Origin of the sequence: Corynebacterium lowii (assembly GCF_001412085.1) — a bacterium.
Lineage (GTDB): Bacteria > Actinomycetota > Actinomycetes > Mycobacteriales > Mycobacteriaceae > Corynebacterium > Corynebacterium lowii.
The window spans coordinates 61886-75478 of the sequence record NZ_LKEV01000006.1; the positions used below are offsets into that span (position 1 = coordinate 61886).

At 65.1% G+C, this 13593-nt stretch carries 12 protein-coding genes and 1 pseudogene; all 13 read right to left on the reverse strand.

What is annotated here, in order from left to right; genetic code table 11:
* Window positions 1-10 precede the first annotated feature (10 nt).
* Entirely contained in the window at window positions 11-679 is a 669-nt protein-coding gene (locus Clow_RS09015) for a precorrin-6A/cobalt-precorrin-6A reductase (RefSeq protein WP_055178459.1), read from the reverse strand.
* Between the two features lie 17 nt (window positions 680-696).
* Window positions 697-1416, reverse strand: coding sequence for an SDR family oxidoreductase (locus Clow_RS09020; protein WP_055178460.1), 720 nt, complete (start codon window positions 1414-1416; stop codon window positions 697-699).
* Window positions 1413-2507: a M24 family metallopeptidase gene (locus tag Clow_RS09025; RefSeq protein WP_055178657.1), complete on the reverse strand. Its 1095-nt coding sequence runs from the start codon at window positions 2505-2507 to the stop codon at window positions 1413-1415. The genes Clow_RS09020 and Clow_RS09025 overlap by 4 nt, the downstream gene beginning before the upstream one ends.
* A gap of 18 nt (window positions 2508-2525) precedes the next feature.
* Window positions 2526-5147 (reverse strand): DEAD/DEAH box helicase, encoded by a 2622-nt coding sequence (locus Clow_RS09030; RefSeq protein ID WP_055178461.1) that lies wholly within the window; start codon window positions 5145-5147, stop codon window positions 2526-2528.
* A complete protein-coding gene (gene tatC / locus Clow_RS11980; RefSeq protein ID WP_055178462.1) occupies window positions 5148-6023 on the reverse strand; it encodes a twin-arginine translocase subunit TatC in 876 nt (291 codons plus the stop codon).
* 62 nt (window positions 6024-6085) lie between these two features.
* A pseudogene (tatA, locus tag Clow_RS09040) lies at window positions 6086-6274 on the reverse strand (Sec-independent protein translocase subunit TatA); the annotation flags it as partial.
* A 27-nt stretch (window positions 6275-6301) separates the two neighbouring features.
* On the reverse strand, window positions 6302-7228 hold the full coding sequence (locus Clow_RS09045) for a WYL domain-containing transcriptional regulator (RefSeq protein WP_055178464.1): 927 nt from the start codon (window positions 7226-7228) through the stop codon (window positions 6302-6304).
* Window positions 7225-8148: a helix-turn-helix transcriptional regulator gene (locus Clow_RS09050; protein ID WP_055178465.1), complete on the reverse strand. Its 924-nt coding sequence runs from the start codon at window positions 8146-8148 to the stop codon at window positions 7225-7227. The genes Clow_RS09045 and Clow_RS09050 overlap by 4 nt, the downstream gene beginning before the upstream one ends.
* Window positions 8129-9469, reverse strand: a complete 1341-nt coding sequence (gene pafA, locus Clow_RS09055) for a Pup--protein ligase (protein WP_055178466.1) — start codon at window positions 9467-9469, stop codon at window positions 8129-8131. The genes Clow_RS09050 and pafA overlap by 20 nt, the downstream gene beginning before the upstream one ends.
* A gap of 4 nt (window positions 9470-9473) precedes the next feature.
* Entirely contained in the window at window positions 9474-9638 is a 165-nt protein-coding gene (locus Clow_RS09060) for a ubiquitin-like protein Pup (protein WP_370871890.1), read from the reverse strand.
* 33 nt (window positions 9639-9671) lie between these two features.
* Window positions 9672-11177, reverse strand: coding sequence for a depupylase/deamidase Dop (gene dop, locus Clow_RS09065; protein ID WP_055178468.1), 1506 nt, complete (start codon window positions 11175-11177; stop codon window positions 9672-9674).
* Window positions 11155-12717: a proteasome ATPase gene (gene arc, locus Clow_RS09070; protein WP_055178469.1), complete on the reverse strand. Its 1563-nt coding sequence runs from the start codon at window positions 12715-12717 to the stop codon at window positions 11155-11157. Before arc ends, dop begins: the two co-directional genes overlap by 23 nt.
* A 29-nt stretch (window positions 12718-12746) precedes the next feature.
* Window positions 12747-13583 carry a tRNA (adenine-N1)-methyltransferase gene (locus Clow_RS09075; RefSeq protein ID WP_055178470.1) on the reverse strand — a complete coding sequence of 279 codons (837 nt, stop codon included), beginning with the start codon at window positions 13581-13583 and terminating at the stop codon, window positions 12747-12749.
* Window positions 13584-13593 lie beyond the last annotated feature (10 nt).

Sequence of the window (13593 nt, forward strand, 5' to 3'; positions counted from 1 at the left end):
ACCAATTTACCTATATTGCGTTCACCACGCTCTGCGGCGTATCGGCGATGATGGCGCCGGGTAGCGCGGGGCGGGCAATGAGGGCCACCGGGATATTCAGGGCGGCCGCCGCTTCCACCGTGGGGGCAAGATCCAGGCGGCCGGTATCGCTGAGAATAATGCCGTCAATCTGGTGATCGCGCATGAGCTTCTTCTCCCCCGCCACGTCGCCGGGCTGTGGGGAAATCACGCGGTGGCGCGCCGGGGCCTCGGCGCGCCGAGGCCGCTGGGATTGGCGCAGAACATAGAGGTTATCGGAATCCGCGGCCAATTCCGCCACGAGTTCTGCGCCGGTGCCCTCCGCATCCACCAAGATGTGATGCCAGTGGAGCCGCGCCCAGCGGGCGGCCTCGGCCAGATCGGAGGTTTCTATCTGCGGGGCAATATCCCAGCGGCGCGGCGAATAGGCCACCAGGGCCGCCCCGGTGGCGTGCGCGGCCTCGGCAATATCGGCGTGCGCGGGGTCGAAGGGATGGGTGGCGTCCACGAGGGCGTCGATACGCTCGCGCACCACCAGGGCGGCCAGCTCGGCGGGGCTGGCGGGCAGGGCTGTGGTGACCTCCCACCCAGCCAGCGTGAGGGAATGAGAAATGCCGGGAAAACCCGCCTCCCCCACGATCACCAAAACACGCATGCGCATTGGAATAAACCTCCTTTTCATCGGGGCATTCTACGCCACAGGGGGCGCGGCACCGCACGCATGACATAGGCCAACAGGCGCAGGCGCCCGGGAATCCACAGGGTGCGGCTGTTCTTGCCGTGCTGCACCTCGTGGGCCACGGCCTCGGCCACATCGGCGGGATACACCGAAAGCGGCGCGGGCTTCATGCCCCGAGTCATCCTTCCGATCACAAAGCCGGGGCGCGCGGTGATAAGGCGCAGCGGCCCGCCGTGGAGGCGATCGGCAAGGCCCTGGCAAAAGGCATCCAGCCCGGCCTTGGTGGAGCCATACACGTAGTTGGCGCGCCGGGCCCGCCAGCCCGCGATGGAGGAAAAGGCCACGATCACCCCGCGCTCCATCACCTCGGCCAGCACCGTAAGCGCCACGACCTGCGCGGTGTAATCCACCGTGGCGATCTCGGCGGCGTGCTCCTCGGAGGCCTCCGCGCGCGCCTGCTCGCCCAAGATGCCGAAGCACACCAGGGCTATCTCGGGATTCGCCTGCTTGACGACGCCCCGGTGGGCGCGCAAGTCCGTGGCCTCGAAGGGCACCACCTCGACGCTGCGGGCACCGGCGGCGCGTAGTTGGTCTGCGAGTTCTTCCAAGCCCTCGGTGCGGCGAGCGGCCAAGACCACGGGGCGGCCCGCGCACAGGCGCAGGGCCAACTCCCCGCCGATCTCGCTGGTGGCTCCCAGCACCAGCAGCGTGCCGCTCACTGCAAGGTCCTCGGCTGGTTATTCAGCCGCTCGCACCCGGTAGCGGTGACCACCACGATGTCCTCGATGCGGGCACCGCACTGGCCGTCTAAGTAAATGCCCGGCTCCACGGAAAAGGCCATGCCCTCCTCTAACACCAGGTCATTGCCCGCCATGATGAAGGGCTCCTCGTGGGTGGAAAGACCAATGCCGTGCCCGGTGCGGTGGAAGAAGGCCTCCCCGTAGCCGGCCTCCTCGATGATGGCGCGGGCGGTGGCGTCGATCTGCTCGGCGGTAACACCTGGGCGCACGGCGGCGCAGGCGGCTTCCTGGGCACGCCGCAGCACCTCGTACATGGCGGGCTCCTCGGTGGGCCCGCCCACGATATAGGTGCGGGTGCAATCCGAGTGGTAGCCCACCCCATAGGTACCGCCGATGTCTACCACCACCATCTCCCCTCGTTCCAGGACGCGCGGAGAATAAGAATGATGGGGGTTGGCCCCGTGCGGGCCGGACCCCACGATGATGAAGTCCACCGCCTCGTGCTCAGCGAGGATCAGCGCGCGCAAATCCTCGGCCACCTCGGCCTCGGTGCGGCCGGGGGCGAGCAGAGCGGGCACGCGAGCATGCACGGCGTCGATAGCCTGAGCGGCGGCGCGCAATTGGGTGATCTCGGCGGGGTCCTTGCGCATGAAGAGTTCCTTGAGCGCCGTGGCCGCCAGCACCATCGGATTATCAAAGCGCTCTTGCAGGGCCAGGATATGCGCGCTGGTGAGAGAGTCCCCCAGGCCGATGGCACCTGGGCTCGGCAGCTCGACGAGTCCGTGGGCATCGGTGCCATCGGACCAGGGCAAAACTGTGACCCTCAGTTCCGCTAACAGCGCGGGCTGAAAATCCGCCACATCGGACTTGGGCGCAATCACATGCGGGGTGCCGGAGGCCGGAACAACCAGGGCACTAAAGCGCTCGTGGGTGCTGGGACCCGCGCCGATGAGATAGGCCATCTCCGCCCCCGTGCCGATGACCAGGCCGCTTAAGCCCTGTTCGCGGCACAGCGCGGCGGCCCGGGAAAGCCGCTCGGCATACACGGTGGAATCAAAGCGTTCACTCATGGCAGCCATCGTAGCGCCCTAGAGACCCACGGCCACCACCCCACGGCGGATAGCCTCGGTGGCCCGGCGCGCCTGCGCCCTGGTCTCCTCGCTATAGGCGGTGGCCGCCACCTGGGCCAGCAGGTCCATCACCTGACGGCACCAGCGCACAAAGTCACCGGCGGTGAGTTCCGCCCCGCACTGGGCGGCCGCCGCCAGGCAATAACCCAGGGGGGCACCGGCGGTCCACTGGTGCATGGCCAGGGCAAAGGCCGCCTCCGGAGGCGAGGAGGGTGGGAGGCGGTGGCGCTGCTCATCGTGGGCGAGCTCGGCCCAGACGTGCTCGGTGGCGTTCATGGCGGCGGCCATCGGCTCGGTGGCCGCGGCGGCCTCCCCCTGGGTGCTCTTGCGGTTTTCAAAGACGCACAGGGAGGCCACGGCGGCGAGTTCGGCGGGGTCGAGGCCATCCCAGATACCGCGCCGCAGGCATTGGGCCACCAAGAGATCGGCAGCGGAATGGATACGCGCCAGGCGTTCGCCCTCCTCGGTGAGCGTATAGCCGGGCTCCACGTAGCACATCTGCGTGAGCAGATCGAGGATGCGGCGGAAGGTATGGGCCAGGGTATCGCTGCTGCGGGCCGCGGCCTCTTGGCGCTGTTCCTGGGCGCGGTAACGGGCGATCTTCTCAGCAAAGCGCGCCAAGTGTTCCCTATCGCTCGGCGGCCAGTGGTGCACCGGGTGGCGGCGTATCTCCTCGCGCAGCCGGGCGACCTCCTTGGAGGGGCGAATACGGGCCTTGGTTTTGAGCTTGGCCGGGCCGGTGAAGCGGTGCAGCCCACGCACCAGGGCCTTGGTATTTCTGCGGTAGTTTCCCGGCACCCGCATGTGGCCCAGGCGCACCGGGGCGTTGCCCAGGGTGCGGGCCTCGATACGGCCGGTCCAGCCGTTTTGGGAGACCATCAGGGGGCGCGGATCCGTGGAACTGCGCGCGGGTTCGACCACCACGGCAATGAGGGGGCGCTTCTTACCCGGAAGTGCCAGCACCTCCCCCCTCTCCGCCGAGGCGAGCAGGCGAATGATCTCCTTATCCCGCTGCTCCCTGGCCCGGTGGCGATGCTCCTTTTCCTCGGCGGAAAGGCGCTGGCGCAGGGCAATGTACTCAAAGAGATCGTCGTGGGTACCGGGAGGACGCAGCGCCTCGAAAGCCTGGGCAAAGGCAGCCTCCTCGGAACGCAGCAGGGTGCGGGTGCGATCGAGGGTGCGGGCCTCATCCACCACGGAGGCATCGGCCTGGAACTGGGCAAAGGACATCTCTAGCAATTCCACGGCGCGCTCATAGCCGTGGAGGCCCAAGAGATTAACGGACATGTTATAGCCCGGCTGGAAGGTGGATACCAGCGGATAGGTGCGCGTGGAGGCTAGCCCCACCACCGCGCGGGGGTCTATGGAGGGCACCCACTGGACCACGGCGTGACCCACGGAGTCGATACCGCGACGCCCCGCCCGCCCGGTGAGCTGGGTGTACTGGCCGGGGGTGAGATCCACGTGGGCCTCACCGTTGAACTTCACCAGGCGCTCCAAGACCACCGTGCGCGCGGGCATATTGATCCCCAGCGCCAGGGTCTCCGTGGCAAAGACCGCGCGCACCAGGCCCCGGGAGAAAAGATCCTCCACGATGTGCCTAAAGGCCGGCAACATGCCGGCGTGGTGGGCGGCAAAGCCCCGCATGAGCGCGCTGCGCCACTGGCGGAAGCGCAGCACCTCTAGATCCTCGGCGGGAATATCCTTGACTGCCGCGTCGATGATCTCACCGATGCGCTGGGCCTCCTCCGGGGTGGTCAGGTGCAGGTGGGAGCGTAGGCATTGGAACAGGGCGGAATCGCAGCCCGCGCGCGAAAACACGAAGGTGATGGCGGGCAGCATATCGCGGCGCTGAAGGGCCTTAATGATCTCCGGGCGCGCCGGGGGGCGGTAGCGCTCCTCGGTTTTGCGCTCTAGGCGATGCAGGAGGCTGCCGGATACCTGGGTGGGGTCGGCGGCGTCGAAAAGCGGGTACGGGGTGGTGCCCACCATCAACCACTGGTGCAACGGCACGGGGCGATCCTCGGAGACGATGACCTTGGTATCCCCGCGCACCGTGGAAAGCCAGCGGCCAAACTCCTCCGAGTTAGAGACGGTGGCCGAAAGGCCGACGATCTTCACCTGCTCGTCAAGCCCCAGAATCACCTCCTCCCATACCGCGCCCCGGGAGGCATCGGCCAGGAAGTGAATCTCATCCATCACCACGTGGCTGAGCAGGTCGAGGGCAGCGGAATCCGCGTACATCATGTTGCGCAGCACCTCGGTGGTCATCACCACGATGGGCGCGGAGCCGTTGATGCTTTGATCGCCGGTGAGCAGGCCCACCTGGTTCTCCCCGTAGCGGGCCACGAGGTCGTGATACTTCTGATTGCTCAGCGCCTTGATGGGGGTGGTGTAAAAGCACTTGGTGCCCTGGGCGAGGGCCAGGGAGACGGCGAACTCCCCCACGATGGTCTTGCCCGCCCCGGTGGGGGCGCAGACGAGCACGCCATGACCGGCCTCCACCGCCGTGCAGGCCCGGGCCTGGAACTCATCAAGGGGAAAATCAAGGGCGGCGGTGAATTGGTGGAGGTGGGTCATTTAGAGAATATCGTCGTAGTTCGTGAAAGCTGCGTTCCCAGGGGCTGCTTGTGGTACGGGGGCCGGGGTGGCGATGGCCGTGGCCTCTTCATCCTCGGTATCCAGCCAATCGGGGCGCTCCTTGGCCCGGCGCTTATCCTGCCAGCGGCAGAACTGCAAGGAGAGTTCCACCAGAGCCACCAGGGAGCAGGTGAGCACCAGCATGGTGAAGGGATCGCCGCCGGGGGTCATCAGCGCGGCAAAGATAGCCAGGATCACGATGATATAGCGGCGCTTATCCTTCACCTGATCGTAGGAGATAATTCCCGCGGTATTGAGCGCCGCGATAAGCAGCGGCACCTCAAAGCTCACCCCGAAGATGAGCAGCAGGTTAAACATGAAGCTAAAGTACTGCTGCCCGGTCAGCGCAACCTCCTGGGCTTGGTCACCGATAGTGAGCAAGAACTCCAGGCCATAGACCAGCACGAAGTACGCCAGGGTGGCCCCGGTGACGAAGAGAAACACCGCGATGGACACCACGGTGGCCGTCCAGCGCCGCTCGTTTTTGAGCAGACCGGGGGTGATAAAGCCCCAGATTTGAGCCAGCCACACCGGGGAGGCAAAAACGGCACCCACCAAGGCGCCGACTTTGAGGCGCAGCATGAACATCTCGAAAGGGCTGGTGGCCAGCAGGCGGCACTCCCCATCTCCGCTTAAGTCCACCCGCTTATCGGGGTCAAGGGCGCAGTAGGGGCCGCGCAAAATCTCCGCCAGCGTGGGAATACCGAAGGCGGAGTGCTGATACCAGATGAAGCCCACGATGGTGCCCACGCACAGGGCCAGCAGCGAGATGATGATGCGCCGCCGCAATTCCTGAATGTGCTCAACGATGGACATGGTGCCATCGGGATTCTTCTTACTCACAGGGTATCGCGGTGATCTGCGGTGTTATAGGTGGTTTGGGCCTGGGGTTGCTCCTGGGCGATCTGCTTGGGAGCCTCGTCGTCCTTCTTCATCTCTTTGACCTCGGACTTGAAGATGCGCATGGAACGGCCCAGGGAGCGTGCGGCATCGGGCAGACGGCGCGCACCGAAGAGCAGCACGAAGAGCAGCGCGATAATGATGATTTCGGTGGTACCTAGAGGCATGATCGGCCTTTCTATCGGACGGGGAATCTACCGGCCATCATAGGCCCCGAGAGCCTGAGAAGCCCGGAGAGACACCTGTGAACTTACCTGGGAAGGGCTGGTAACTTTTAGGCGGTCCGCATTATTGAGCGCAAAGCGTACCAACCACTCCGTGGAACCATAGGGCATGGTGGCGGGAATCCACTCCTGCTCGGGTGCCTCCCCCAGGCTAATCGGGAAGTAATCTGCCAGCCAAGCCGCCTCGCGGTGCACCAACAGGTGGGCCTGCTGGCCCAGGGAAAAGGAGGTGGGGGCCTGCGTGGGAGCCTGGGCAGCCGGGGTACTTAAGACCTCCGGGGCTCTCATGCGGTCCAGGCGGAAGATTCGGTGATCTTGGGCACTCTCCTCCCAGGCGCTGAGGTACTGGTGGCCGGAATCCACGAATACGCGCTGGGGAGAGACCTCGCGCAGGCTCTCGGTATCGCTGCTGGCGGAGGAATAATAAAAGCGCAGTTGCTTCTTATCCCCCAGGGCCTGACGCACCACCTCCCCCACCTCGGAGCGTTCCTGCTGCGGGGTGGAATCAAAGATGGCATCGGCCTTGGTGATCTCGCGCAGCTTCGTGGCCGCGGAGCGCACCGCGGCGGCGTCGATAAGCCCCGGCTGATTTTCCAGAGATTCCAGCATGAGCAGGAGCACCGAGGCCTCCGCGGCGGTGAGCCTCAGCGCGCGGTCAAGCCCCTGATTATTGGTGATGCGCACGGAGGTATAACTGTGCACCATATCCACGAGGTTATCCGGCATAAGCCCCGGCAGGCCGCAGCAAAAGAGCCGGTTGAGATCCGCCATGATCTCCTGCGGGGTGCTGCCCAGGTCCCGGGCGGCCTCAAAAACGGAGCGGCCAGGGTGTGCCTCAAAGTACGGAATGAGATTGAGCACGCGGGCCAGCTCGGCCACCCTGTGCAGGTTCGTCATAGCGCCTCCTTGAGCAGGGCGCGGACCTGCCCGCGCAGTTCTTCATCGTCGAGGAGAATCGCGTCCGGCCCACAGGAGGCCACGGTGCGCACCAACCAATCGCGGTCCACCCCGCGCAGATACACCACCTCGCCGCGTACCTCCCCGGCCTCGCGTAGCTCCCAGGCCTTTCCTGGGGCAAGGCGTACCTTTGCATCCACGCGGTGACGGTGGTGCTCTAGGGCTTCTATCACGATCTGTTGCAGGTCACGGCCCTGCGCCTCGTGCTCGCGGGGGCCGACCTCGGAGAAATCGGAGGTGCGCAGCAGCCGGAAGGAACGCGGCTCGCCACGCTCCACGTCATAGCCCACCAGATAGAGCCGATCGCGGTGATTGACCACTCCCCAGGGGTCCATCACGCGCCGGGAACCCCCGCGATACTCGAACTCCACGCGGCGGCCCCTGCTAATCGACGCCACCAGGGTGGCCAGGGTGCGCGCAGAAAGCTGGTCCCAATCCCCACTGGCGGCATTGCTGAGTGAACCCAGATCGCGCTGCGCCCCACTGGCGGCGATCTTCGTCCACCCCGAACGCGCAAAGGTCCCCAACTGCCCGCTGCGGCCCATCTCTCCGGCCACCCCCAGCACGGCGGCCTCCTCGGGGGTGAACTCCACGGGCGCCAGCTCGTATTCTTCCTCCCGCAAGCGATACATCGGGGTGCCCTCGTGCACCTGCTTTTCTAAGGGCACCCCCGCCTGGGCCAGGGTGCGCAGATCGCGCTGCAAGCGCTTGCGGGCGGTGTCCTCGCTGACGTCGGCGTATCCGGGCACCCGCTCGCGCAGCCACCGGCCGGTGAGATAAGGGCTCCCGGTGCGCGCGGCGTCGAGGAAGGCAAAGGTGAGATTCACCAATCGCTCTACATCATTGCTCTGCGTGCTCATAGTGCTCTTCCATATAGGCGATCAGGCCCTCCACCCGCTCATCGCAAGGGGCAAAGGGATCGCCTAACTCGATGAACTGCGGCTCGGGCCGATTGACCTTCAAGCGTAGCCAGTCCACCGTCACTGGCGCACCCAATTGGCGCGCCCGGCGCAGAAAATCTCCGCGCAACCTCGCCCTGGTGCTCTGCGGCGGCTCCTCGACGGCCGCGCGTACTTCCGCCTCGGTGCTCCACCGTCGTATCAGGCCCTTGGCCTCTAGCACCCGCGCCAGGCCGCGGCCGGGGCGAATATCGTGGTAGGCCAGGTTAATTTGGGCGAGTTTGGGGTGCTCCCAGCCGCAATCAAGGCGCTCGCGGTAGCGGTTCAGCAGGGAATACTTGATGGCCCAATCGACCTCGCGGTCAATCCCGGAGTAATCGCCCGATACCAGGGCCTCTAAGGTGCGCCGCCACAGATCCACCACGGCGGTCAGGGAATCATCCTCGGGGCGCTGGGCGAGCCAGTTTTCTGCGGCCTCGCAAAAGGCGGACTGAATATCAAGCGCGCTGAGCGTGGTGCCATCGCTGAGTTCCAGGGGGGCCGTGGCGCTCTTATTGACCGCCCGGATCGCGGCGATGGGATCGGCCAGTTCCCAATCGGGCAGCGGGTAGCCCTCCTCTAGCATTTCCAGCATGAGCAGGGCAGAACCGATCTTCAGGGCCAAGGTGGGCTCGGCCATCACGGAATCGCCCACGATTACGTGCAGGCGGCGATAGCGGGAGGAATCGGCGTGGGGCTCATCGCGGGTATTGATGATGGGACGCGAGCGCGTGGTGGCCGAGGAAACCCCCTCCCACACCTGCTCGGCGCGCTGGGAAAAGCGAAAACCGCCGTCGATATTTCCCGCCCCGCAAATAATCTGCCGGGTGACCATGAAGGCCAGCAATTGGCGGCCCAGGGTTTTGAGCACCGTGCCCCGGCTAATGAGGTAATTCTCGTGGCAGCCATAGGAATTACCCACGGAATCGAGATTATTCTTAAACAGATACAGCGGGGTATCTAGGGCGGTCTCGGCTCTGCGGGCCAGATTATCCACGATCTCGTCCCCGGCGCGCTCGTGGGCGATGAGCTGGGAGATGCTATCACATTCCGCCGTGGCGACCTCCGGGTGCGCGCCCACATCCAGGTAGAGCCGCGAGGCATTGGGCAGGAATACATTGGAACTGGAATATTCCTCCACCACGGGGCGGAAGAGTTCGCGCGCCAATTCCTCGGGGCTTAATCCCCGGCGGCCGGTGCTCAGCCCGTATTCCGTTTCGATGCCAAAGATTCGGCGGAGCATGGGATTATTGGCCGCCCTTCTGCACGTAGGAGTGCACAAACTCCTCCGCATTATCCTCTAAAAGGCCGTCAATCTCATCGAGGAGATCATCGGTGCCCTGGGTATTAATCTGTACCTGGCCTGCCTCTAGGGGCTCGTCCTCGTCTCCGGGGCCGGAATGACGGTGGATCTGGGTGTTCTCGGACAAAGTATCTGCTCCTTATTAGTAATAATGAATGGGATAGCCGCGCTTTTCTAAGGCGGAAAGTAATTCCGTGGCGCTGGTGGTGGCGCTGAGTTCGGCACCGATTTCGCTTTCGGTCAGCGACCCCACCTCCGGCATCGCCAGGCGCGCCCCGCTCAGCACCAGGGATTGCCAACTCGCGGCCTCCACCTCGGTGGGAAAGCGCGCGGAGACGCTGCCGCGGAACCACGCCCGGGAATCCGGCGGCGGGGTGAGCGCCGCGCGCGCTATCTCCTCCTCGCTCAGCAGGGTGCGCATGCGTTTTTTGCGCACCAGCGCCGAGTACAGGCTGCGCTGGGGATCGACGTCGCTGTACTGCAAGTCGATGAGGTAGAGGCGGGGGTCATCGGCCGCCATACCGCGCTGCCGGTAGGCGCGGATCAGCGCGTACTTGGCCACCCAATCGAGCAGGTGCGCGGCCTTCATCGGGTCCTGAGCCAGCAGGGCCGCGGCCTCATCCCAGGCGTCCAGCACCCGCTTATCGACGCCCCCCTGGGGGCGCACCCGTGCCCGGTACTGCCCCAGAATCTCTAGCGCGGTGAGTTCGCGGCCATCCTTGAGCGCCAAGCGCTCGGTGAGGCTGAGATCCCGGGACACCCTGGTGAGATCACCCACGGGGTCGGCCAGGCGCAGATCGGAGAAGTCAGTGCCCTCCTCGATGGCGTCAATGACCAGGGAGGTCATGCCCAATTTGAGCAGGGTGGAGGTGTGCGAGCGGTTGGCATCGCCCACGATCACGTGCAGGCGGCCATAGCGCTCGGCATCGGCGTGGGGCTCATCGCGGGTATTGATGATCCCGCGGTTGAGGGTGGTCTCCAGCGAGACCTCCTGGCGGAAGTAATCGGCGCGCTGGGAAATCTGAAAGCGGTGCTCCTGCCCCTCCTCCCCTACTCCCATGCGCCCGGCCCCGATGAGCACCTGGCGGGTGACGAAGAAAGGGATAAGCCCCTGCGCCAGGGCCTCAAAATCGGTGGAACGGGAGTACTGATAGTTCTCGTGCGCCCCGTAGGAGGCCCCCTTGCCGTCCACGTTGTTCTTATAGATGCGCAGCGGCGGGCAGGGCTCGTGGCCCTTGAGAACGGAGGTATTCTGCGCCGTTAGCGCCGCCACATCGCAGGTGGCCTGGTGGGCGATGAGATCGCCGGCGGCGTCGTAAAGCATGGCCTGCCAGGCGTTCGAGCACTCCGGAGAGGAATACTCCGGGTGGGCGTGATCCACGTAGAAGCGCGCCCCATTGTGGAGCATGACGTTAGCCACCCCCACGGCATTGGGGTCTACCACCGGCACGGTGTGGTAACGGCGCAGGTCAAAGCCACGGGTATCGCGCAGGGGGGACTCATCCTCATAGTCCCAGCGCGAGGGCGCCCCCGTGTGCGCGGCGGCGTGAGCCACCACCGCATGCGTGGAGGTGATGATGGGGCTGAGGGAGGGATCGCTGGGCGTGGCGATCCCGTATTCCGTTTCAGTTCCCAGGAAGCGCGTCATGGCTCTCACCATATCGAAGGGCCCGGGCCTCGATCACGCGGGCGTCCTGGCGGCCGATGATGCGCGACCACTCCTCCGGATTGGAGGTATTGGGAAGGTCCTCGCTTTCGCGCTGCTCGGCGGCTACCGCCTCGCGCATGTGGCGGGCGGAGATACCCGCCTGGGAGGCCTCGGCCAGGTGCTCCTTAATGGCGATCTTCTTGGCCCTATCCACCACGTTGGCAATCATCGCCCCGGAGGTGAAATCGCCGTAGTGCAGCACCGCCGTGCTGCCATTGCTTAAGGTCAACTCCACGTAGGGGCGTGGGGCAAACATCTCCTCCACGGCGGCCTCGATGAGGGCTTCCGGGGGATCAGCCACCGGAATATCCCCGCCTATGTAGCGGCGGAAAATATCGCGGGCGGCCTCGGGGCCGGGGCGCTCAATGCGAATCTTCACGTCCAGGCGGCCGGGGCGCAAAATGGCGGGATCAATGAGCTCCTCGCGGTTGGTGGCCCCAATGACGATGACGTTGTGCAGGCCCTCCACCCCATCGAGTTCGGTGAGCAACTGCGGCACGATGGTGGTTTCCACGTCCGAACTGCGCCCGGAGCCGCGGGTGCGGAAGAGCGATTCCATCTCATCGAAGAAGATAATCACCGGACGCCCCCCAGAGGCCAGCTCTCGGGCGCGCTCGAAGATGGTGCGGATCTGGCGCTCCGTCTCACCCACGTACTTATTGAGCAATTCCGGGCCCTTGACGTTAAAGAAGTACGTCGCCGAGCCGCTGCGTTTAGAAAGGGAGTGCGCCACGGCCTTGGCGATGAGGGTCTTGCCGCAGCCGGGAGGCCCGTAGAGCAGCACGCCCTTGGGCGGGCGCAGGTCATAGGCCGCATAGAGTTCCGGGTGGGTAAAGGGCAGCTCCACGGCGTCGTGAATCTGCTCGATCTGGCTATCGAGGCCCCCGATGTCCGCATAGGTCACATCGGGAATCTCCTCCAGGGCCAGCTGAGCCACCTCGGAGCGGGGAATCACCTCAAAGCCATAGGCGGACTTGGGATCGCACAGCAGGGTATCGCCCACCTTGGGCGGGGTCTCCAGCAGCGGGCGGGCCAGGCGAATCACCTGCTGATCCCCGGTGGAATCCTCCACCACCGCCCGGTGGCGGCCCAATAGCTGCTGCACGGTGACCAGTTCCCCGGTGGTGCGAAAGCCCGTGGCCTCCAAGAGCTGGTGGCCCTGACCTAGGCGCACCTCTACCCCCGGCATGAGATCGCCCAGGCAGACCATCGGGGACATCGGCACGCGCAGCCTGCGGCCCTGGCTCATAATCTCCGCCGAGGAGCCATCATCGGAGCGCTCCAAAAAGGTGCCATAGGTGGACGGCGGGGCCGCCATGTCCTCGATCTGCTGGTAGAGATTGGATAACTTATCCCTGGAGGATTTCAGCATCTCCGCCAGCTTGGTATTGCGCTCCCCCAGGTACCTGTTATTGCGTTTGAGCTCCTTGACCTCATCGGCAAGGTCGATCATCCGGGCATCAGGACGCGGGCTAGTCATGTGTCTAGCCTAGCCTAAGCAAGGTTGGCCTATCGACGCGCCTTGCGTTGCGGCCGCGGGGGCGTGACACCATCGGCCAAACGACGCGCGCTGACCAGGAAGGCCGTGTGCGCATTCATGCGGTGTTCGGGGCGCGTGGCCAGGCCCTCCACGCGCCAATCGCGCACCAGGGACTCCCAGGCGCGGGGCTCGGCAAAGCACTTGAGGCCGCGAATCGTCTCCATCGTGTTCATCAACTGCGGCACGGTGGCCACGTACGTCATCAACACCCCGCCGGGAATAAGCAGGTTCCGGGCGGTATCCATGAAGTGCCAGGGCTCCACCATGTCCAAGATGATGCGATCCACCGGGCCGCCCAGATCCTCTAGGGTGACCTCCCCGAAGTCGCCTAAGCGCGGGTGCCAATTGGCCGGGCGGCCGCCAAAGTACTCGTCCACGTTATTCTCGGCGTATTCCAGGTGATCCTTGCGGATCTCGTAGGAGAACACCTCGCCCTTCTCCCCCACGGCGCGCAGCAGGGACATGGATAGCGCACCCGAACCCGCACCGGCCTCTAGGACGCGCGCGCCGGGGAAAATATCGCCCTCCACCAGGATTTGAGCGGCGTCCTTGGGATAGATCACCGCCGCCCCGCGAGGCATGGAAAGAACGTGATCCACCAACAGGTGACGGAAAAGCAGGAACTCGCTGCCCTGCACGGAGCGCACCACGCTGCCCTCGTCAAGCCCGATGATGTCATCGTGGAAGATCTGGCCCTTGTGGGTGTGGAACACCCCGCCCTCGGTGAGCACGATGGTGAAGTGCCGCCGCTTGGCGTCGGTAAGCTGCACGCGGTCGCCGGGCTGGAAGGGGCCGGAATAGGCCATGAGGGCGCTC

Coding starts and splice junctions, on each gene's coding strand:
- Clow_RS09050 (WP_055178465.1), bottom strand. CDS start 8,148: ATGAGCACGCAGAGCAATGATGTAGAGCGATTGGTGAATCTCACCTTT.
- tatC (WP_055178462.1), bottom strand. CDS start 6,023: ATGTCCATCGTTGAGCACATTCAGGAATTGCGGCGGCGCATCATCATC.
- Clow_RS09045 (WP_055178464.1), bottom strand. CDS start 7,228: ATGACGAACCTGCACAGGGTGGCCGAGCTGGCCCGCGTGCTCAATCTC.
- Clow_RS09025 (WP_055178657.1), bottom strand. CDS start 2,507: ATGAGTGAACGCTTTGATTCCACCGTGTATGCCGAGCGGCTTTCCCGG.
- Clow_RS09030 (WP_055178461.1), bottom strand. CDS start 5,147: ATGACCCACCTCCACCAATTCACCGCCGCCCTTGATTTTCCCCTTGAT.
- Clow_RS09075 (WP_055178470.1), bottom strand. CDS start 13,583: ATGGCCTATTCCGGCCCCTTCCAGCCCGGCGACCGCGTGCAGCTTACC.
- pafA (WP_055178466.1), bottom strand. CDS start 9,469: ATGCTCCGCCGAATCTTTGGCATCGAAACGGAATACGGGCTGAGCACC.
- dop (WP_055178468.1), bottom strand. CDS start 11,177: ATGACGCGCTTCCTGGGAACTGAAACGGAATACGGGATCGCCACGCCC.
- arc (WP_055178469.1), bottom strand. CDS start 12,717: ATGACTAGCCCGCGTCCTGATGCCCGGATGATCGACCTTGCCGATGAG.
- Clow_RS09015 (WP_055178459.1), bottom strand. CDS start 679: ATGCGCATGCGTGTTTTGGTGATCGTGGGGGAGGCGGGTTTTCCCGGC.